16 protein-coding genes are annotated in these 18,425 nt (G+C 68.8%); 9 read left to right on the top strand and 7 right to left on the bottom strand.

Annotated elements, in window-relative coordinates; all coding sequences use genetic code 11:
* The first annotated feature begins 135 nt into the window (after positions 1 to 135).
* Positions 136 to 540, top strand: coding sequence for an alternative ribosome rescue aminoacyl-tRNA hydrolase ArfB (gene arfB, locus L0984_RS08650; protein ID WP_234193296.1), 405 nt, complete (start codon positions 136 to 138; stop codon positions 538 to 540).
* A gap of 35 nt (positions 541 to 575) precedes the next feature.
* Here the strand turns inward: arfB and L0984_RS08645 are convergent, their stop codons facing one another.
* The 3 genes from L0984_RS08645 to L0984_RS08635 form a co-directional block, all read right to left on the bottom strand.
* Positions 576 to 980, bottom strand: a complete 405-nt coding sequence (locus tag L0984_RS08645) for a hypothetical protein (protein WP_234193295.1) — start codon at positions 978 to 980, stop codon at positions 576 to 578.
* A 127-nt stretch (positions 981 to 1,107) separates the two neighbouring features.
* Positions 1,108 to 1,956, bottom strand: coding sequence for a 3-hydroxybutyryl-CoA dehydrogenase (locus tag L0984_RS08640; protein WP_234193294.1), 849 nt, complete (start codon positions 1,954 to 1,956; stop codon positions 1,108 to 1,110).
* A 147-nt stretch (positions 1,957 to 2,103) separates the two neighbouring features.
* Positions 2,104 to 2,826 (bottom strand): hypothetical protein, encoded by a 723-nt coding sequence (locus L0984_RS08635; RefSeq protein ID WP_234193293.1) that lies wholly within the window; start codon positions 2,824 to 2,826, stop codon positions 2,104 to 2,106.
* 328 nt (positions 2,827 to 3,154) lie between these two features.
* Between L0984_RS08635 and L0984_RS08630 the strand changes: the two genes are divergently transcribed.
* The 7 genes from L0984_RS08630 to L0984_RS08600 all read left to right on the top strand — a co-directional run bounded on the left by L0984_RS08630 (position 3,155) and on the right by L0984_RS08600 (position 10,966).
* Positions 3,155 to 3,961, top strand: coding sequence for a helix-turn-helix transcriptional regulator (locus tag L0984_RS08630; protein ID WP_234193292.1), 807 nt, complete (start codon positions 3,155 to 3,157; stop codon positions 3,959 to 3,961).
* A gap of 49 nt (positions 3,962 to 4,010) precedes the next feature.
* Positions 4,011 to 4,886, top strand: a complete 876-nt coding sequence (locus L0984_RS08625; protein WP_234193291.1) for a branched-chain amino acid ABC transporter permease — start codon at positions 4,011 to 4,013, stop codon at positions 4,884 to 4,886.
* Between the two features lie 3 nt (positions 4,887 to 4,889).
* Positions 4,890 to 5,966, top strand: a complete 1,077-nt coding sequence (locus L0984_RS08620) for a branched-chain amino acid ABC transporter permease (RefSeq protein WP_234193290.1) — start codon at positions 4,890 to 4,892, stop codon at positions 5,964 to 5,966.
* Entirely contained in the window at positions 5,963 to 6,781 is an 819-nt protein-coding gene (locus L0984_RS08615; protein WP_017760361.1) for an ABC transporter ATP-binding protein, read from the top strand. Before L0984_RS08620 ends, L0984_RS08615 begins: the two co-directional genes overlap by 4 nt.
* Before the next feature lie 118 nt (positions 6,782 to 6,899).
* On the top strand, positions 6,900 to 7,685 hold the full coding sequence (locus tag L0984_RS08610) for an ABC transporter ATP-binding protein (protein WP_234193726.1): 786 nt from the start codon (positions 6,900 to 6,902) through the stop codon (positions 7,683 to 7,685).
* 162 nt (positions 7,686 to 7,847) lie between these two features.
* Positions 7,848 to 9,680, top strand: a complete 1,833-nt coding sequence (locus L0984_RS08605; protein WP_234193725.1) for an AMP-dependent synthetase/ligase — start codon at positions 7,848 to 7,850, stop codon at positions 9,678 to 9,680.
* A gap of 116 nt (positions 9,681 to 9,796) precedes the next feature.
* Complete coding sequence (locus L0984_RS08600; RefSeq protein ID WP_234193289.1) at positions 9,797 to 10,966, top strand: ABC transporter substrate-binding protein; 1,170 nt, start codon at positions 9,797 to 9,799, stop codon at positions 10,964 to 10,966.
* 945 nt (positions 10,967 to 11,911) lie between these two features.
* Here L0984_RS08600 and L0984_RS08595 read toward each other — a convergent pair.
* On the bottom strand, positions 11,912 to 13,429 hold the full coding sequence (locus L0984_RS08595; RefSeq protein WP_234193288.1) for a tripartite tricarboxylate transporter permease: 1,518 nt from the start codon (positions 13,427 to 13,429) through the stop codon (positions 11,912 to 11,914).
* A 19-nt stretch (positions 13,430 to 13,448) separates the two neighbouring features.
* Positions 13,449 to 13,937, bottom strand: coding sequence for a tripartite tricarboxylate transporter TctB family protein (locus tag L0984_RS08590; protein ID WP_234193287.1), 489 nt, complete (start codon positions 13,935 to 13,937; stop codon positions 13,449 to 13,451).
* Positions 13,938 to 14,174: 237 nt separating this feature from the next.
* Here L0984_RS08590 and L0984_RS08585 point away from each other — a divergent pair, with 237 nt between their 5' ends.
* Positions 14,175 to 15,164 (top strand): Bug family tripartite tricarboxylate transporter substrate binding protein, encoded by a 990-nt coding sequence (locus L0984_RS08585; RefSeq protein ID WP_234193286.1) that lies wholly within the window; start codon positions 14,175 to 14,177, stop codon positions 15,162 to 15,164.
* A gap of 121 nt (positions 15,165 to 15,285) precedes the next feature.
* Here the strand turns inward: L0984_RS08585 and L0984_RS08580 are convergent, their stop codons facing one another.
* Both L0984_RS08580 and bamA read right to left on the bottom strand, forming a co-directional pair.
* A complete protein-coding gene (locus tag L0984_RS08580; RefSeq protein ID WP_234193285.1) occupies positions 15,286 to 15,756 on the bottom strand; it encodes a hypothetical protein in 471 nt (156 codons plus the stop codon).
* A gap of 13 nt (positions 15,757 to 15,769) precedes the next feature.
* On the bottom strand, positions 15,770 to 18,184 hold the full coding sequence (gene bamA, locus L0984_RS08575; RefSeq protein ID WP_234193284.1) for an outer membrane protein assembly factor BamA: 2,415 nt from the start codon (positions 18,182 to 18,184) through the stop codon (positions 15,770 to 15,772).
* Positions 18,185 to 18,425: the final 241 nt, after the last annotated feature.

Here is an 18,425-nt window from a genome sequence, read left to right as displayed (position 1 = left end):
GCGGAACATAGGGCATCGGCGCGCGGATGGCCGTCGCGCAGACGACGGCCGCCACCACGACCCGGATCGCCCGGATCCGCGGATGGCCACGGCCCGCACATTGGGGAAGCGCATCCCCTAGACTGCCCGTCCGCCATGCCCCTCACCATCGACCCCCGCGACATCGAGTTCAGCGCCGTCCGCGCGCAAGGGCCGGGCGGGCAGAACGTCCACAAGGTGTCGAGCGCCGTCCATCTGCGCTTCGACATCCGCCGCTCCTCGCTGCCCGACGCGGTCAAGGAGCGGCTGCTGCAGCGCCAGGATCAGCGCATCACCAAGGACGGCGTCATCGTCATCAAGGCGCAGTCCTCGCGCAGCCAGGACCAGAACAAGGCGGAGGCCGTGAGCCGGCTGGAGGAGATCGTCGCCTCGGCCGCCACCGTGCGCCGGCCGAGACGGGCGACTGCGCCGACCTTCGGGGCGAAGCAGCGCCGGCTCGCGTCCAAGGCCTTGCGGTCGACCCTCAAGTCGGGTCGCGGCAAGGTGTCGCTTCAGGGCTGAGCCAGGGCGCGGCGCGCAGCCGCCCGAAAGAATGCTCAGTCCGCGCGGCTGCCGAGGCGCTGCAGGCCCAGCCAGGCCACGTTCGCCAGGCCGAGGCCGCCCGTGGTGGTGGCGGGCTCGAAGGTGGCGCTCGAGCGCGCGTTCGGCCGCGGGAAGGCGGGGCCCGCCGCGGCGGTGGCCGAGGGCACGCCGATGTCCACCGCCGTGCCGAAGACGCGCTGCGACTGCACCGCGTAAGAGCGACCGGTGCCCTGCGCCAGGTCCAGGTTGAGGTCGGCGATGGCGGCACCCGTGGCCGTGCGCACCTGGGGCGCGGCCACGTCGGCTGGTGCTTGGGTGGCGGCCAGCGGTTCTGCTGCAGGCTCCGCGGCGAGCACGGAAGCGGCAGCGCAGGCCAGCGACAGGACCAGGACGGTTGGGCGGATCGGCAGGTTGGGCATGAGGGGTCCTTCGGAAGAGGGGATGTCCCGCGTCAGCGGGACGTCCGGCCGTGCTGCGCGGGCAGGGTGGCCGTTGTGCAAGGGTAACGGGGCGGCGGGCCAGCGGCGCCGCCGTGCGCCGGCCTGTCTAGTAGCTGTAGACGCCGCGTCCCGTCTTGCGGCCCAACTGGCCGGCCGCGACCATCTCCTTGAGCAGCGGGCAGGGCCGGTACTTGGAGTCGCCGAATTCCTCCAGGTAGACCTCCATCACGGCCAGGCACACATCCAGGCCGATCATGTCGGCCAGGGCCAGCGGGCCGATCGGGTGGTTGCAGCCCAGCTTCATGCCGGCGTCGATGTCCTCCGGCGTGGCCAGGCCCTCGGCCAGCACGAAGAAGGCCTCGTTGATCATCGGCACCAGGATGCGGTTGACCACGAAGCCCGGCGCGTTCTTCACGGTGATGGGCTGCTTGCCCAGCTTGAGGGCCAGCGCCTTCACGGCGTCGTGCGTGGCGTCGCTGGTCAGGTAGCCGCGGATCAGCTCCACCAGCGCCATCATCGGCACCGGGTTGAAGAAGTGCATGCCGATGAAGCGGTCGGCGCGCGAGGTGTCGGCCGCCAGCTGCGTGATCGAGATGGACGAGGTGTTGGACGCGATGATCACCTCGGGTGCCAGCAGCGCATCGACCTGCTTGAGGATCTTGCGCTTGAGTTCGTGGTTCTCGGTGGCGGCCTCGATGACCAACTGGGCAGTCTTGAGGTCGTCATAGTTGGTGGAGCCCTGGATCAGCGCGAGCGCGGCGGTCTTCTGCGCTTCGGTGAGCTTTTCCTTCTTGATCAGCCGGTCGAGGCTGCCCGAGACGGTGGCCAGGCCCTTGTCCACGGCGGCCTGGCTGATGTCCACCATCACCACCTTGACGCCCGACACGGCACAGGCCTGTGCGATGCCGTTGCCCATGGTGCCGGCACCGATGATGCCCACGGTCTGGATGTCCATTGATTCGCTCCTCGAGATTGGAAAAGAAGAAAGGAAAAAGAGGCGGAAGGATCAACGGGCAATGCTAACGGCCCAGGGGCGGCCGGGCTGTTGCGCAGGCGCAGGGCCACGCACTGTGCGGCCCGACGGGGCCGCACCAGGGCGCGGTCAGCGCGCCGGCCGGATGCGGTAGATGCCGTTGTCGCGGTCGGCCGAGTAGTAGATGCTGCCGTCCTCGCCCACGGCCACGCCGGTGGGCACGTAGGGGGGCGGCATGCCCGGGCTGCCCGCCATGCCGATGGGCAGGTCGTCGGCGACGGTGCGCCGGTTGCCGCTCGCCACGTCGATCTCGGTGAGGCGCCGCGCCGCCGTCTCTGCCACCACCAGGCTGCCCCAGGGCGTGAAGGCCAGGCCCTCGGGCATGGCCAGGCCCGAGGCCACCGTGGCTGGCGCGCCCCCGGGCACCAGCCGCAGCACGCGGCCGGCCGCTTCGCTCACGTACAGCTGGCCGGCCGCATCGCGCGCCAGCTGCAGCGGGCCCTGCAGCCCGCTGGCCAGCACCGTGCGCTGCGCGAAGTCGGGGCCGCTGGCGCGCGTCACCGTGCCGGCGCCCAGCTCGGTGTAGACCACGCTGCCGTCGTCCATGGGGATTGCGTCGTAGGGGGCCTTGAGGCCGTGCAGGGTGTGCAACGTCCGGCGGTTGGCGCGGTCCACGACCTGCACCGTGCCGGTGAACCACGAGGCCAGCGCGAAGCGGCTGGCCGAGACGCCCACCGCGAAGGGGTACTCCAGCGCCGGGTCGCGCTGCATGCGGAAGACGTCGCGCACCTGGCTACTGGCCGTGTCGACCTCGCGGAAGCCGAACCATGGGCCCGGGCTGCCCGCAGTCACGCGAGGGACAAGCGTCCGCTCCCCGGGTCAGTCCCGATGCCCGGGGGCGGCCGGCAGCCAGTTGCCGCAAGCGCCGGGGGCGGGCCGCTGCCTACCCTCGCAGCCACGACCGGGCCTGCAGAGCCCCGGCTTCACACCTGTTGGAGACATGTCCATGCGCCCTAGGGTAAGTCCCTCGAGCCGCCCGCTTCCAAGCGCCCAGGCACGCCACTACGATGGCGCGCGCTTCCCGTCGAACGGGCTGCCGGGTGCGGCCTTGGCGGGAGCCGCTTCGCACCCTGGCCCCGGCGCCACGGGGCCGCACCTTCTGCCAGGAGGAGACACGGGAATGCACACCAGCAGGGCAGCGCGCGCCGCAGGCGAGCGCGTGATGTGGCTGACGTCGCAGCGCGTCTTTTACGCGGGGCTGCTGGGCGCGACGCGCTCGCGCAGCCTGGGCGGTCATGCGGTGTATGTGTCGCCGCGCGGCCTGCCCAATCGTGTGAGCATCGATGGCGGCCCCTGGCAGTCGGGCGAGCTGCTGGTGGTGCCGCCGCACATGCCCCATCGCGTCGAAAGCCCCGAGCCCCAGGTCTTCAACGTGGTGGTCGAGGCGGAGTCGGTCGAGGCCGATGCCCTGCCGGCGTTGCTGCAGCACAGCGGTGCGGTGCATGACGAGGCCATGGTCCGCCGCGTGCGTGTGGCCCATGCGCAGTTGCTGGCCGCCTGCCAGGGCCAGGCCGCGGCGCCCGCCGATTTCGACCAGCTCTTCTTTGGCCAGGCGCTGGTGCCTCGGCGGCTGGACGCACGCATCGCGCAGGTCATCGCCCGCATCTGCGCCAACCCGGCCGAGTCGCTGGCCGCCGAGGCCTGTGCCGAGTCGGTGGGGCTGTCCTTCTCGCGCTTCCTGCACCTGTTCCGTGACCAGGTGGGCGTGCCCTTTCGCGTGTTCCGCGCCTGGAAGCGGGCGCGCAGCCTGCTGCGCTATGTGCACCAGGGCACGAGCCTCACCGACATCGCGCTGGAAGCCGGCTATCCCGATTCCACCCACTTCAGCCATTCGATCCGGCAGGTGTACGGCCTCACGCCCAGCGACATCGTCGCGGGCTCGCGCCGCCTGGCCGTGATGGACGCGCACGGGCCCGCGGCGGCCTGAGCGCGCGCCGCTCCCGCCTCATCCCCGCGACGACGGACGCCGCGCGCACATGCAGGTGCTGCAACTCCTGCTCTCGGGCATCGCCCAGGGCTGCATCTACGGGCTGATCGCCCTGGGCTTCGTGCTCATCTACAAGGCCACCGAGACCGTCAGCTTCGCCCAGGGCGACCTGATGATGCTGGGCGCCTTCGCGGCCTTTGCGGCCATGACGCTGCTGGGCCTGCCCTTCTGGCTGGCGGCGGTGCTGGCGGTGGCGGCGCTGGTGGCCTTCGGCGCGCTGCTGGAGCTGGTGGTGATCCGGCCCATCCTGGGCCAGCCGCAGTTCTCCATCGTCATGCTGACCATCGGCATCGGCTACGTGGCGCGCGGGCTGATCACCATGGTGCCCGGCATCGGCACCGAGACCCACACGCTGCCCGTGCCCTACAAGGACCAGGTCTGGAACCTGGGCGGCCTGGTGGTGAACGTGGAGCAGGCGGTGGTGATCGCGGCCACGGCCGTGCTGTGCGGCCTGCTCTTTGCCATGTTCCGCTACAGCAAGCTGGGCATCGCGATGCAGGCCAGCTCGCAGAACCAGTTGGCGGCGTACTACATGGGCATCCCGGTCAAGCGGCTCAACGGACTGGTGTGGGGCCTGGCGGCGGCGGTGGCCACGGTGGCGGGCATCCTGCTCGCGCCCATCACCTTCGTGCATGCCAACATGGGCTTCATCGGGCTCAAGGCCTTTCCGGCTGCGGTGGTGGGCGGCTTCGGCAGCCTGCCCGGGGCCATCGTGGGCGGGCTGGTCATCGGCGTGGTGGAGTCGATGGCGGGCTTCTACCTGCCCGACGGCTTCAAGGACACGGCGCCGTACATCGTGGTGCTGGCCATGTTGATGGTGAAGCCCAACGGGTTGTTCGGCGAGAAGCTGCGCAAGAAGGTCTGAGCCATGCGTTTCATCTTCAAGACCTCCTACGCGCAGGACATCGCGCTGGCCAAGCACGGCGGGCACCGCTTCTGGTATGCGCTGCTGGGCGTGGTGCTGCTGGCCGCGCCCTGGCTGCTGGACGAGTACTGGCTGGCGCAGCTCAACTTCGTGCTCATCTACTCGGTGGTGGGCCTGGGGCTGATGCTGCTGGCGGGCTTCACCGGCCAGTTCTCCATCGGCCATGCGGCCTTCCTGGGCACGGGGGCCTACACGCAGGGCGTGTTGGTCAACCTGGGCGTGCCCTTTCCGCTGGCCATGGTGGCGGCCGCGCTGCTGTCCGCGGCGGTGGGCGTGGTGGTGGCCATGCCGGCGCTGCGGGTCAAGGGCATCTACCTGGGCATCGCCACGCTGGCCTTCGGCTTCATCGTGGAGGAGGTGTTCGCGCGATGGGAAGGCCTCACCGGTGGCAACGCCGGCCTGCACGTGAAGTCGCCCCGGCTCTTCGGGCTGGACTTCGGCGGCGGCGAGGCCTTCTACTTCGTCTGCCTCGCCACGGCCGTGCTGTGCACGCTGGGCGTGCTCAACCTGCTGCGCGCGCCCACCGGACGCGCCTTCGTGGCCATCCGCGATTCGGAGATCTCGGCGCAGAGCATGGGCATCCACCTGGCGCGCTACAAGACGCTGGCCTTTGCGCTGTCGGCGGCACTCGCGGGGCTGGGTGGCGCGCTCTATGCGCACAAGATCAGCTTCCTCTCGCCCGACCAGTTCAGCATCCTGCAGTCCATCGACCTGCTGCTGCTGGTGGTGATCGGCGGGCTGGGCTCGGTGCACGGCGTGTTCCTGGGTGCCATCTTCCTGATCTCGATGCCGCAGCTCATTGCGCTGAGCAAGGACTGGCTGCCCGAGGCCATCGGCCAGGCGCCCGGCCTGCAGGGGCTGGTGTACGGCCTGGTGCTGATCGCCTTCGTGCTCTTCGAGCCCATGGGCCTGTACGGTCGCTGGCTCAAGGTGCGCGCTTGGCTGCAGCTCTTTCCCTTCTACCGCCGCGGCATGTTCAAGCGGCAGAAGTCCTTCACCAAGTCCGACAGGTTGAAATGAGCGACGTGCTGCTTTCCGCCCAGGACCTCAGCGTGCGCTTCGGCGGCGTGCTGGCGGTCAACCAGGTGAGCTTCGACGTGCGGCGCGGCGAGGTGTTCACGCTGATCGGCCCCAACGGTGCGGGCAAGACGACGGTGTTCAACCTCATCAGCCGCATCTACCAGCCCACCACCGGCCGCATCACCTGGAACGGCGGCGCGGCGCCGCTGACGCTGACCGACCAGCCGCCGCACGCCATCGCGGCGCTGGGCATCGCGCGCACCTTCCAGAACATCGAGCTCTTCGAGCATGCGACGGTGCTGCACAACCTGCTGATCGGCCGGCATGTGCACCGCCGCACGGGCTTCTGGTCGGAGCTCTTCTTCACGCCCGCCACCCGCGCCGCCGAGGTGGCCGCGCGCGAGAAGGCTGAGCAGGTGATCGACCTGCTGGACCTGCAGCACCACCGCGATTCGCTGGTGGCCGGCCTGCCCTATGGCGTGCGCAAGGTGGTCGAGCTGGCGCGCGCGCTGTGCACCGAGCCCCAGCTGCTGCTGCTGGACGAGCCCTCGTCCGGCCTGAACGTGGAGGAGACCGCGGACATGGCCTTCTGGATCCAGGACATCCAGCACGAGCTGGGCATCTCCGTACTGATGGTGGAACACGACATGACGCTGGTCTCCAAGGTGTCGGACCGCGTGCTCGCCATGGCCCAGGGCGAGGTGCTGGCCCTGGGCAGCGCCCGCGAGGTGCAGGCCGATGCGCGGGTCATCGAGGCCTACCTGGGCACTGCCGAGGACGTGAGCAGCCTGCGGCGGCCGAAGGTGGCGGCATGAGGCGCACCGCCGCATCGGGTGGATGTTCCGCCGCGGGTCACGAAGGAGCACGCCCATGAGCACCGGCATCGCCATCGCCTCGACCACGCTGCCGGTGCACGCCGCCATGCCGCAGGGCATGGACGCCGTTCCGGCCGAGGACGTGCTGCAGCTGCTCAACGTCGAGAGCGCCTACGGCCCCATCAAGGCCATCCGCGGCGTCAGCCTCAAGGTGCGGCGCGGCGAGATCGCCACCGTGCTGGGCAGCAATGGCGCGGGCAAGACCACCATCCTCAAGACCATCTCCGGCATCATCGATCCGCGCAAGGGCACGGTGCACTTCAAGGGCCGCGACATCACCGCGCGCGACCCCGCCTTCATCGTGCAGCAGGGCCTGTCGCACGTGCCCGAGGGGCGCGAGGTGTTCCCGTTGCTGTCGGTGCGCGACAACCTGCTGATGGGCGCCTACACCCGCCGCGATCGCGACGGCGTGGCGCGGGACCTGGAGACGGTGTTCGGCTACTTCCCCATCCTGCGCGAGCGCGCGGCGCAGGACGCGGGCTTGCTCTCCGGCGGCCAGCAGCAGATGCTGGCCATCTCGCGCGCGCTCATGGCCGCGCCCGAGCTGATCCTGCTGGACGAGCCCTCGCTGGGCCTGTCGCCCAAGCTCACCAAGGAGATCTTCGAGATCGTGGTGCGCATCAACCGCGAGCGCGGTACCACGCTGCTGGTGGTGGAGCAGAACGCCAACATGGCGCTCAACGCGGCCGACTACGGCTACGTGCTCGAGAACGGCCGCATCGTCATGGAGGACAGCTGCGAGCGCCTGCGCGAGAAGGAGGACATCAAGGAGTTCTACCTCGGCATGCAGGAGACCGGCGCCCGCGGCGAGCGGCGCTGGAAGAAAAAGAAGACCTGGCGTTGACGACGAGAGGCCCGCACCATGCGCACCACGCCCTTCCACCTCGCCCGCACCGCGACGGCCTTCCTTCGCGCCGGGCTCGATGCCTCCGCGCCGGCTGCCGCTTCTGCCGTGCCCGCCACCGGCCCCGCCCGCGTGCCCGCCGGGCTCTGGGACACGGCCCACATGGCGCCGCGCACCGACATCGTGGTGCCCGGCGAGACGCTGCCCGCCGTGTTCTGGAACGCTGCCCGCCTGCGCGGCGAGCGCGTGTGGATGCGCCAGAAGGAGCTGGGCATCTGGCGCGCCTGGACCTGGCAGCAGACGGCCGAGGCCGTGGCCGAGATCGCCCATGGCCTCATGGCGCTGGACTTCGCGCCCGGCGACTGCGCGTCGATCCTGTCCAACACGGTGATCGAATGGGTGCTGGCCGACCTGGCGGTGCTCAGCTGCGCGGGCGTCTCCAACGGCATCTATCCCACTGACGCGGCCAGCCAGGTGCACTACCTGTGCGAGGACTCGTCGACCACGGTCCTCTTCGTCGAGGACGACGAGCAGCTAGACAAGGCGCTGGCCGTGCGTGCGCAACTGCCGCGGCTGCGCAAGGTGGTGGTCTTCGACATGAAGGGGCTGCGCGACTTCCACGACCCCGACGTGATGTCGCTGCAGGACCTGCGCGCCCTGGGCCGCGAGCACCTGCGGCTGCATCCACAGGCCATCGACGAGCGCGTCGGACAGCTCAGGCCCGCCGACCTGGCCATCCTGATCTACACCTCGGGCACCACGGGCAAACCCAAGGGCGCCATGCACAGCCATGGCGGCCTGGTGTACGCCATGCGCGGCTACAACACGCTGATCGCGCAGGACGAGCGCGACGAGCGCATGTGCTTCCTGCCGCTGTGCCACGTGGCCGAGCGAATGGGCGGCGAGTACTTCGCCATGTACACCGGCTCGGTGCTCAACTTCGTCGAGAACCCCGAGACGGTGCCCGAGAACGTGCGCGAGATCGCGCCCACGGTCTTCCTGGCCGTGCCGCGGGTGTGGGAGAAGTTCTATTCCGGCGTGATGATCGCGCTCAAGGAAGCGACGCCGCTGCAGCGCGCCGCCTATGCCTGGGCCATCGGCGTGGGCGAGCGCATCGCCGACCGCGTGCTGGCCGGCCAGCCGGTCGATGGCGCGCTGAAGCTGCAGTTCCGCCTGGCGCGCGTGCTGGCGCTGGACAACGTGCGCAAGCTCATCGGCATCCACCGCGCGCGCTTCCTGGTGACGGGCGCGGCGCCCATCTCGCCCGACCTGGTGCGCTGGTACCTGGCGCTGGGCGTGCCCATGCTGGAGGTCTGGGGCATGACCGAGACCGGTGGCGCCTCCACCGGCATGCCGGCCGACCGCATCAAGCCCGGCTCCATCGGCCCGGCCACGTCGTACAACGAGGTGCGCATCGACGAAGGCACCGGCGAGATCCGCGTGCGCGGGCCCAACGTCTTCATGGGCTACCTCAACCAGCCGGAGAAGACGGCCGAGACCATCGATCCCGATGGGTGGTTGCATACGGGCGATGTGGGCACGGTGGACGCGGACGGGTTTTTCCGCATCACCGACCGCATGAAGGACATCATCATCACCGCGGGCGGCAAGAACATCACGCCCAGCGAGCTGGAGAACGAGCTCAAGTTCAGCCCGTACATCACCGACGCGGTGGTGATCGGCGATGCCAGGCCCTACCTCACGGTGATCATCATGATCGACCAGGAGAACGTCGAGAAATACGCGCAGGACCACGACGTGCCCTTCAGCAACTACGCCAGCCTGACGCGCGCCCGCGAGGTGCAGGACCTGATCCAGGGCGAGATCGACCGCGTCAACGCCAAGTTCGCGCGCGTCGAGCAGATCAAGAAGTTCTTCCTGCTCGACACCCAGCTCAGCGCTGAGGACGAAGAGTTGACGCCCACCATGAAGCTCAAGCGCAAGCTGGTGCAGGCCAAGTACGCCGCGCAGATCGATGCGATGTATGCAGCGTAAGAGGACGCACGCATGGCGCAGGCACCGATGGGCCCTGAGCCGTTCGGGCTGAGCCTGTCGAAGCCCCGCTCTGCAGTCCGCAAGCCCCCGATACCCCGACCCCCCAGGAGACAGCCATGAAGACCATCCGCCCCGCCGCGACCTCGGTCGCCCTTCTCGCGCTCGGCCTCCCGCTGGCCCATGCCCAGCAGCAGGGCGTGAGCAAGGACGAGATCCGCATCGGCACCATCCAGGACCTGTCCGGCCCGCTGGCCGGCTTCGGCAAGCAGTCCCGCAACGGCATGCAGCTGCGTGTGGAGGAGATCAACGAGCAGGGCGGCATCAACGGCCGCAAGCTCAAGCTCTACGTCGAGGACTCGGGCTACGACCCCAAGAAGGCCGTGTTGGCGGCGCAGAAGCTGGTCAACCAGGACAAGATCTTCATCATGGCCGGCCACATCGGCACCGCCCAGAACATGGCGGCCATGCCGGTGCAGTTCGACAAGAACATCATCAACTTCTTCCCGATCACGGCGGCGCGCGAGATGTACGAGCCGCTCAACCGGCTCAAGTATTCCTTCGCCGCGACGTACTACGACCAGATCCGCATGGCGCTGCCGAAGATGGTGAAGGAGAAGAACGCCAAGAAGGTCTGCACCATCTACCAGGACGACGAGTTCGGCCTGGAGGTGAACCGCGGTGCCGAGGCCGGCCTGAAGGCTGCGGGCATGGAGCTGGCCGAGAAGACCAGCTTCAAGCGCGGCGCGACCGACTTCAGCAGCCAGGTGGCGAAGATGAAGGCGGCGGGCTGCGAGGTGGTGGTGCTCGGCACCATCATCCGCGAGACCATCGGCACCATCGCCGAGTCGCGCAAGACCGGCTTCAACCCGGTCTTCCTGGGTTCCAGCGCGGCCTACACCGACCTGATCCACAAGCTGGGCGGCAAGGCGATGGACGGCATGTACGCCACCATGACGGTGCAGAACCCGTACACCGACGAGCAGAACGACAAGATCCGTTTCTGGGCCAACAAGTACAAGACCAAGTTCAACGAGGACCCGACGGTGTTCTCGGTCTACGGCTACATGATCGTGGACGACTTCGCGCAGGTGGCGCAGAAGGCGGGCGCCAACCTGACGACCGACTCGTTCATCAAGATCATGGACGCGAGCACCTTCGAGCCGGACATGTTCGGTTCGCCCAAGATGACGTTCACGGCGACCAAGCGGCTGGGCAACAACGCCTCGCGGCTGTCGCAGATCGTGGATGGCAAGTGGAAGGTGGTGTCGGACTACGTGGCGGAGTGAGGTTTGCGCGGGGGTGGTCTCGGGATTCGGGCCGGGGTGCGCGCCGGCGCCGGGCCCAGGGCGCGCGGGCTCATACGGGGTCGGTCGGCCCTGCGGGCCGACTCCGCTGCGGTGCTCGGACAGACGGGCCGCGGCATAACTCGCTACGCGCTTCGCGCTGCGCTCAGACAAACGCCGCGAGTCAGATCACGAAGCAGGCCTGTCCTTCGGCAGGCCTGCAGCCCGTCCATCCTGCGCTCCTCGCCGACCCCGAAATCGCCCACGCACCCTGAGCCCGTCACCGGCGCGTGGAGACTGGCGTGGGTGATCGACGGAGGCCAGTGCTCTCCGCGTCGATCGCGCGGCGCCTCTTGCTCCCTCTCCCCTCGCGGGAGAGGGCGGGGGAGAGGGGGACGGTGGCCCGCAAGAAGCGCAGTGGTGGTGTGACCCTCCTCTCCCCAACCCCTCTCCCGCGAGGGGAGAGGGGCTATGCGCAGCAGTCATGCCGGCTGATCACCCGCAACGCAGGCCCTGGTGCCGGTGAGGGCGTGGCGGCGCGCCTGTGGGGCGCCGAGGAGCGCAGGGCGGACGGGCTGCGGGCCTGCCGAAGGACAGGCCCGCTTCGTGAACTGACTCGCGGCATTTGTCCGAGCAGAGTGAACGCAGTGAACGTCGCGAGTTATGCCGCGGCCCGTCCGACCGAGCACCGCAGGGGCGTCGGCGAAGCCGACCGCCCCACTTGAAGCGCCGCCACGCCCTCACCGGCGCCAGGGCCGGACCATCGCCCCAAGTGCCCAAGTGCCCAAGTGCCCAAGTGCCCCAACCAGAACACAGGCCAGGTCGCGCCACCATCACGAGAGCCACTCAGTTAAGCCCCCCCGGCGCAAAAAAACGAAAAGGGGCCCATCAAGGGCCCCGGAAGGAAGCAGACATGGTGACCCATGTCCGCTCAGAAGAAGCAGCGCCTCACTCCTCGACGAAGGCCTCTTCGCGCTTGGACTTCACGGCCGGCAGCAGCACGATGGTCAGCAGCGCCAGGGCGGCGACCAGCAGGCCGGCCGAGATCGGGCGCGTGACCAGCACGCTCCAGCTGCCGCGCGACAGCAGCAGCGCACGGCGCAGGTTCTCTTCCATCATCGGCCCCAGGATGAAGCCCAGCAGCAGCGGCGCCGGTTCCACCCGCAGCTTGATGAACACATAGCCCACGAAGCCGAAGATCGCCACCATCCACACGTCGAAGGTGTTGTTGTTGGTCGAGTACACGCCGATGGCACAGAACAGCACGATGGCCGGGAACAGCAGGCGGTACGGCACCTTCAGCAGCTTGATCCACATGCCGATCAGCGGCAGGTTCAGGATGATCAGCATCAGGTTGCCCAGCCACATCGAGGCGATCAGGCCCCAGAACAGCTCGGGGTTGCTGGTCATCACCTGCGGGCCGGGCTGGATGTTGTGGATGGTCATGGCACCCACCATCAGCGCCATCACCGGGTTGGGCGGAATGCCCAGCGTCAGCAGCGGGATGAACGACGTTTGCGCACCGGCGTTGTTGGCCGACTCGGGACCGGCCACGCCGCGGATGTTGCCGCGGCCGAAGGCCACTTCACCGGGCGACATCTTCAGCTTCTTCTCCAGCGCATAGGAGGCGAACGAAGCCAGCAGCGCACCGCCGCCCGGCAGGATGCCCAGGGCCGAGCCCAGCGTCGTGCCGCGCAGCACGGCCGGGGCCATGCGCTTGAAGTCGTCGCCGGTGGGCCACAGGCCGGTCACCTTGCTGGTGAAGACCTCGCGCTCCTCTTCGCCCTGCGACAGGTTGCCGATGATTTCGCCGTAGCCGAACACACCCATCGACACCACGATGAAGCCGATGCCGTCCGTCAGCTCGGGAATGTCGAAGCTGAAGCGCGCCACGCCGGAGTTCACGTCCGTGCCCACCAGGCCCAGCAGCAGGCCCAGCACCACCATGGCGATGGCCTTGAGCAGCGAGCCGGAGGCCAGCACCACGGCACCGATCAGGCCCAGCACCATCAGGCTGAAGTACTCGGCCGGGCCGAACTTGAAGGCCAGTTCGGTCAGCGGCGGCGCAAAGGCGGCCAGGATGACCGTGCCCACGCAACCGGCGAAGAACGAGCCCAGGCCGGCGGCCGCCAGCGCGGGGCCCGCCCGGCCCTGCCGCGCCATCTGGTAGCCGTCGATACAGGTGACCACCGACGACGATTCGCCCGGCAGGTTCACCAGGATGGCCGTCGTCGAGCCGCCGTACTGCGCGCCGTAGTAGATGCCCGCCAGCATGATCAGCGCCGACACCGGTGGCAGCGCATAGGTGGCCGGCAGCAGCATGGCGATGGTCGCGACCGGGCCGATGCCCGGCAGCACGCCGATCAGCGTGCCCAGGATGCAGCCGATCAGGCAATAGAGCAGGTTGGTCCAGGTGACGGCGACGCCGAAGCCCGTGGCCAGGTTGGAGATCAGGTTGAAGTCCATGGTTGTCGTTCTTTCCCGATCAGCCCGAAATGAAGGTGGGCCACACCTGGATCTGCAGCTTGAGGGCCACGATGAAGGCCAGGTAGCTGCCCACGGCCAGCACCACCGCCAGGATCAGCGAGTCGCGCAGATTGAACTGGTTGCCCGCCATGCTGGCGATGATGGTGAGCGCGAAGATGGCGATGATCAGCCCCATCGCCGGCAGCCCGATGCTGGGCAGGCCGCCCAGCAGCACGCCGAAGGCGAGGTTGGCGCCGAGCACGAAAGCCAATGGCTTCCAGGCCCAGCGGCCGATCCTGCCCCCATCGGCGGTTTCGACCACCATGGCCTGCAGCGAGATCACCGCACCGATGAGCGCGAGCAGCACCCCCAGCATGAGCGGAAAATAACCCGGGCCCATGCGGGCCCCGTCACCGATGGTGTAGTTGGTGGAGCCGACCGCGAACGTTGCGCCCACGGCCATGAACATCACACCGGAAAAAAAGTCAGCCTGGCTTTTGATGGCCATTTCGTTGCTTCTCCTCGAGACCTTGTGTTGAAACGGGGGCGAGGGTCGTCGCCCGAGGCTGACCATTGGCTGACTTGGTGTGTAGGGATAAGCGCGTAAGCAGTCTCCACATCGATGGGAATCAAATGGGAGACGAAGCGTTGCTGAAATTGATTTTGTCGCTATGAAAGTAATAGCGTTTTTTCGTGCGCCGAGCCGTCAGGTCGGCGCTTTTTTCCTGACTGGAGACAGACTGAGATGACTGCCACCCGCCGCGACTTCGTCGCTTCCTCCCTTGCCGCCGCCGGCCTTGCGCTGGCCGGCGCCCCGGCCTTCGCCCAGTCCGACTGGCCGGCCAAGCCGATTCGGCTGATCGTGCCCTTCCCGCCCGGCGGCGGCACCGACATCCTGTCGCGCCTCGTCGCCAACAAGCTCACCGAGGTCAGCAAGTGGACCGTGGTGCCCGACAACCGCGGCGGCGCGGGCGGCACCATCGGCATCGCCGAGGCGGCGCGGGCCCAGCCCACGGGCTACGACCTGGTGATGGGGCAGAAGGACAACATGGTCGTCGCGCCCTGGCTCTACAAGAACCTGAGCTACGACCCGGTCAAGGACCTGACGGCCGTGGCCCATGTGGCCTACACGCCGGTGGTGATCGTGGTGCGCAGCGAATCGCGCTTCAAGACGCTCAAGGACGTGGTCGAGGCCGCGCGCGCCCAGCCCGATGCCGTCACCTTCGGCTCGCCGGGCAACGGCACCACCATCCACCTGGCCGGCGAGATCTTCAAGACCGCCGCCAAGATCCAGATCCGCCACGTGCCCTACAAGGGCAGCAACGCCGCCATGATGGACGTGCTGGCCGGCAACGTGGACCTGCTGGTCTCGTCGCTGCCTTCGGCCATCGCGCAGATCAAGGCCGGCAAGCTGCGCCCGCTGGCCGTGACCTCGGCCAAGCGCAGCACCTCCCTGCCCGACATCCCGACCGTGGCCGAACTCGGCTACGGCAAGGACTTCGACGTCAGCACCTGGTACGGCATCTTCGCGCCGGCCGGCACGCCCAAGCCGGTGGTCGACAAGGTCAATGCCGAGGTCAACAAGCTGCTGGCCCGCCCCGACGTGCAGGCGGCCATCCACGAGCAGGGTGCCGAGTACCAGGCCATGTCCACCACCGAGTTCGCCACGCTGGTCAAGGACGACGTCGCCAAGTGGAAGGGCATCGTCCAGGCCTCCGGCGCGCGCATCGAGTAAGCCCGGCGGGCCGGGCCGGACGCCCACGCTCCGGCGGCCAGCCCATCAGGCAGAAGCAGAAGGGGCCGCACTCGTGCGGCCCCTTCTCTTTCGTCGGCGGGGCCGGCGAAGGGTTCGGCCTTCAGCGGCCGGGGCCGTGCATGAAGAAGGAGCCGCGCGGGCCGGGATGGGGGCCGTGCCAGCCGCCGCCGAGCACCAGCCCGACGCTCAGGGCGGTCAGGCCCACCCACCAGGGGTCGACCGCATAGCCGCTGGCCACCACCACCGGCGCCGGCGCGGCGACCAGCACCGGGGCACCGCTCACCACCACGCCCGGCTCCACCGGCACTGTGGCCGGGACGGTGCTGGCCATGGCGGCAGGCGCCGACGTCACCGGCACGCCGGTCGGCGGCTGGGCCATCCAGGTGCTGTAGTCGTGGCCGCCCAGGCGGTAGCTCACGCTGTAGCCGCCGTCGGCCAGGGCCACGCAGGCGGTCACCTGCGCCTGGGGCGGCAGTGCCTGCGCCTGCGCGGGGACACCGGCGACCAGCAGGGCCGCAAGCGCGGCGCCCCCGGTCCAGCGCCGCAAGGAATGGATTCGTGAACGGGTCATGGGAGGGCTCCTTTCAGAACGATGTGCCGATCTGGAACTGGAAGCGCTGGGTGCGATCGGCCGTGATGCCGGCGGCGGTGTCTTCCTTCTGGTAGAGCACGGGCACCGCATAGGCCAGGCTCAGCGGCCCCAGCGGCGAGAGCCAGCTCACGCCCAGGCCGACCGACGCGCGCAGCTTCTGCTGCGCCTTCCACTGCGCATCCGTCAGCGACGAGGTGCGGTCGGCGAACACGTTGCCCGCGTCGAAGAAGCCGAACAGCCGCAGCGTGCGGTCGTTGCCCGCACCCGGGAAGGGCGTGCTCAGCTCCGCATTGACGATGGCCTTGCGCAGGCCGCCCAGCGCGCCGGCCGTCACGCTGTCGCGCGGGCCGAGCGAGTTGCTCTCGAAGCCGCGCACCGAGCCCAGGCCGCCGGCATAGAAGTTCTTGAACACCGGGTAGGTGTCGCCGCCCAGCGCGCGCGCCCAGCCCAGCTCGCCGTTGAGGGCGAAGGTGTACTGCTTGCTGATGGGGAAGTAGCGCTGGTACTGGTAGCTGGTCTTGAGGTAGCGGGCGCCCGAGGCCAGGCCCCATTCGGCGTTGGCGTTCTGCAGGGTGCCGCGCGTGGGCACCAGGGCGCTGTCGCGCGTGTCGCGCGACCAGCCGATGGTCAGCGGCACGCCGGTGATGGCGTCGCGCGCGCACACCACGCTGGGCGCGGTGCCCGAGCATTCGAAGTAGTCCAGGTAGGCCTGCGGCGTCGCCGTGTAGACGTAGCTGCCGTCGACCAGCGTATAGGCACCGTTGGTGCCCGGCTTGAAGGAGTAGCGCTCCAGGCCCAGGCCGAAGTACACCCGGTTGAGTTCGTCGAAGGGCACACCGAACTTCAGCGACACGCCCTGCGTGGTGAGCTTGTAGTTGCCGTCCGCGGCGTACGACGGGCGCGTGGTGTTCTGGTAGACGCTGATGATGCGCGAGATGCCGTCGGCGGTGAAGTAGGGGTCGATGGCCGAGACCGACACCGAGGTGCTGTACGAGCCGATGCTCGCGTTCAGCCCCAGGTAGTTGCCCGAGCCGAAGACGTTCTCCTGCGTGATGCCGAAGGTCAGCGTCACCTTGTCGGTGCTGGAGTAGCCCGCGCCCAGGTTCAGCGAGCCGGTGGGCTTTTCCTTCACGTCCACCATCAGGTCCACCGTGTCGGGCGAGCCGGGCACCTCCTGCGTCTGGATGTCCACGTCGCTGAAGTAGCCCAGTCGGTCGAGCCGGTCGCGCGACAGCTTGATCTTGTCGCCTTCGTACCAGGCCGATTCGTACTGCCGCATCTCGCGCCGGATCACCTCGTCGCGGGTGCGCGCGTTGCCGCCCACCAGGATGCGGCGCACGAACACGCGCTGGCGCGGCAGGCCCTTGAACACCATCGTCACGCGGCCGGTGGTCCGGTCGGCGTCCGGCACGGCCTCTACCTTGGCGAAGGCGAAGCCGAAGCGCGCGTAATGCTCGGTGAAGGCGCGCGTGGTCGCGGTGACGTCGTCGCCGTTGTAGTAGTCGCCCGGCCGCACCGTCACCAGCGACTTGAAGTCGTCCTCGCGGCCCAGGTAGTCGCCCTCCAGCCGGACGCCGGCCACCACGAAGCGCTCGCCCTCGGTGATGTTGACCGTCACCGTCACCGACTGGCGGTCCGCCGACAGCCCCACCTGCGTGGAGTCGATGCGGAAGTCCATGTAGCCGCGCGTCAGGTAGTACTGGCGCAGCGTCTCCAGGTCGGCGTCGAGCTTGGCGCGCGAATACTGGTTGGACTTGGTGTACCAGCTCATCCAGTTGCCCGCGTCCAGGTCGAACAGGCCCAGCAGCGTCTTCTCGCTGAAGGCCTTGGCGCCCACCACCCGCACCTCGGTGATGCGGGCGGATTCGCCCTCGGTCACCGTGAAGCTGATGTTGACGCGGTTGTTCTCCAGCGGCGTGGCGGTGGTCTGTACGCTGGCGCTGTAGTAGCCCTTGCCGATGTACTGGCGCTTGAGCTCCTGCTCGGCGCGGTCGGCCAGGGCCTTGTCGTAGGGCCGGCCCTCGGCGAGGCCCACCTCGCGCAGCGCCTTGGTCATGGCCTGCTTGTCGAATTCCTTGGCACCCTCGAAGTCCACGCCCGCGATGGTCGGGCGCTCTTCCACGATCACCACCAGCACGTTGCCGGAGATGTCGAGCCGCACGTCCTTGAACATGCCCAGCTCGTACAGCGCCCGGATGGCCGCCGAGCCAAGGTCGTCGGTGTAGGTGTCGCCCACATGCAGGGGCAGGGCATGGAAGATGGTGCCGGGTTCCACCCGCTGCAGGCCTTCCACCCGCAGGTCGCGGATGGTGAAGGGCTCGGCACCCCACGCGGCATGGCTGCCGGCGAAGAGGGCGAAGGCGCCGAGGGCGGCGTGCAGCGGTCGGCCGCGGAACAGAAAGCGCATGGATCGGGTCGGGGCGCCGGCGCCGGGAGCGCAGGTCGCCAGAGTGGCTTGGCGCGGATCATGGGCGGCCACTTGGGAGGAATCGTGGATGACCGCATTGCCGCGCTCCCGCCTTTGTCCGACAAGGGCGGCGCGATCGCCGCCACGCCCGGCCGCAGCCGTTGTCGTAGAGTGCTTGGCGAAGTGGCCCCTGCGCCGCCCACCGCATGGCTGTGCGCCCCGCCGCGCATGCCGACCGCCC

It is taken from the genome of Pseudacidovorax sp. NFM-22, from assembly GCF_021401245.1.
Lineage (GTDB): Bacteria > Pseudomonadota > Gammaproteobacteria > Burkholderiales > Burkholderiaceae_C > Xenophilus.
The sequence above is the reverse complement of the archived record's forward strand: the minus strand, read 5'-3'. Positions and strand labels throughout refer to the sequence as shown.

What these genes read in the sequence shown, in the direction of transcription:
- arfB (WP_234193296.1), top strand. Translation starts at nt 136, where the DNA reads ATGCCCCTCACCATCGACCCCCGCGACATCGAGTTCAGCGCCGTCCGC.
- L0984_RS08645 (WP_234193295.1), bottom strand. Translation starts at nt 980, where the DNA reads ATGCCCAACCTGCCGATCCGCCCAACCGTCCTGGTCCTGTCGCTGGCC.
- L0984_RS08640 (WP_234193294.1), bottom strand. Translation starts at nt 1,956, where the DNA reads ATGGACATCCAGACCGTGGGCATCATCGGTGCCGGCACCATGGGCAAC.
- L0984_RS08630 (WP_234193292.1), top strand. Translation starts at nt 3,155, where the DNA reads ATGCACACCAGCAGGGCAGCGCGCGCCGCAGGCGAGCGCGTGATGTGG.
- L0984_RS08625 (WP_234193291.1), top strand. Translation starts at nt 4,011, where the DNA reads ATGCAGGTGCTGCAACTCCTGCTCTCGGGCATCGCCCAGGGCTGCATC.
- L0984_RS08620 (WP_234193290.1), top strand. Translation starts at nt 4,890, where the DNA reads ATGCGTTTCATCTTCAAGACCTCCTACGCGCAGGACATCGCGCTGGCC.
- L0984_RS08615 (WP_017760361.1), top strand. Translation starts at nt 5,963, where the DNA reads ATGAGCGACGTGCTGCTTTCCGCCCAGGACCTCAGCGTGCGCTTCGGC.
- L0984_RS08610 (WP_234193726.1), top strand. Translation starts at nt 6,900, where the DNA reads ATGGACGCCGTTCCGGCCGAGGACGTGCTGCAGCTGCTCAACGTCGAG.
- L0984_RS08605 (WP_234193725.1), top strand. Translation starts at nt 7,848, where the DNA reads ATGGCGCCGCGCACCGACATCGTGGTGCCCGGCGAGACGCTGCCCGCC.
- L0984_RS08600 (WP_234193289.1), top strand. Translation starts at nt 9,797, where the DNA reads ATGAAGACCATCCGCCCCGCCGCGACCTCGGTCGCCCTTCTCGCGCTC.
- L0984_RS08595 (WP_234193288.1), bottom strand. Translation starts at nt 13,429, where the DNA reads ATGGACTTCAACCTGATCTCCAACCTGGCCACGGGCTTCGGCGTCGCC.
- L0984_RS08590 (WP_234193287.1), bottom strand. Translation starts at nt 13,937, where the DNA reads ATGGCCATCAAAAGCCAGGCTGACTTTTTTTCCGGTGTGATGTTCATG.
- L0984_RS08585 (WP_234193286.1), top strand. Translation starts at nt 14,175, where the DNA reads ATGACTGCCACCCGCCGCGACTTCGTCGCTTCCTCCCTTGCCGCCGCC.
- L0984_RS08580 (WP_234193285.1), bottom strand. Translation starts at nt 15,756, where the DNA reads ATGACCCGTTCACGAATCCATTCCTTGCGGCGCTGGACCGGGGGCGCC.
- bamA (WP_234193284.1), bottom strand. Translation starts at nt 18,184, where the DNA reads ATGCGCTTTCTGTTCCGCGGCCGACCGCTGCACGCCGCCCTCGGCGCC.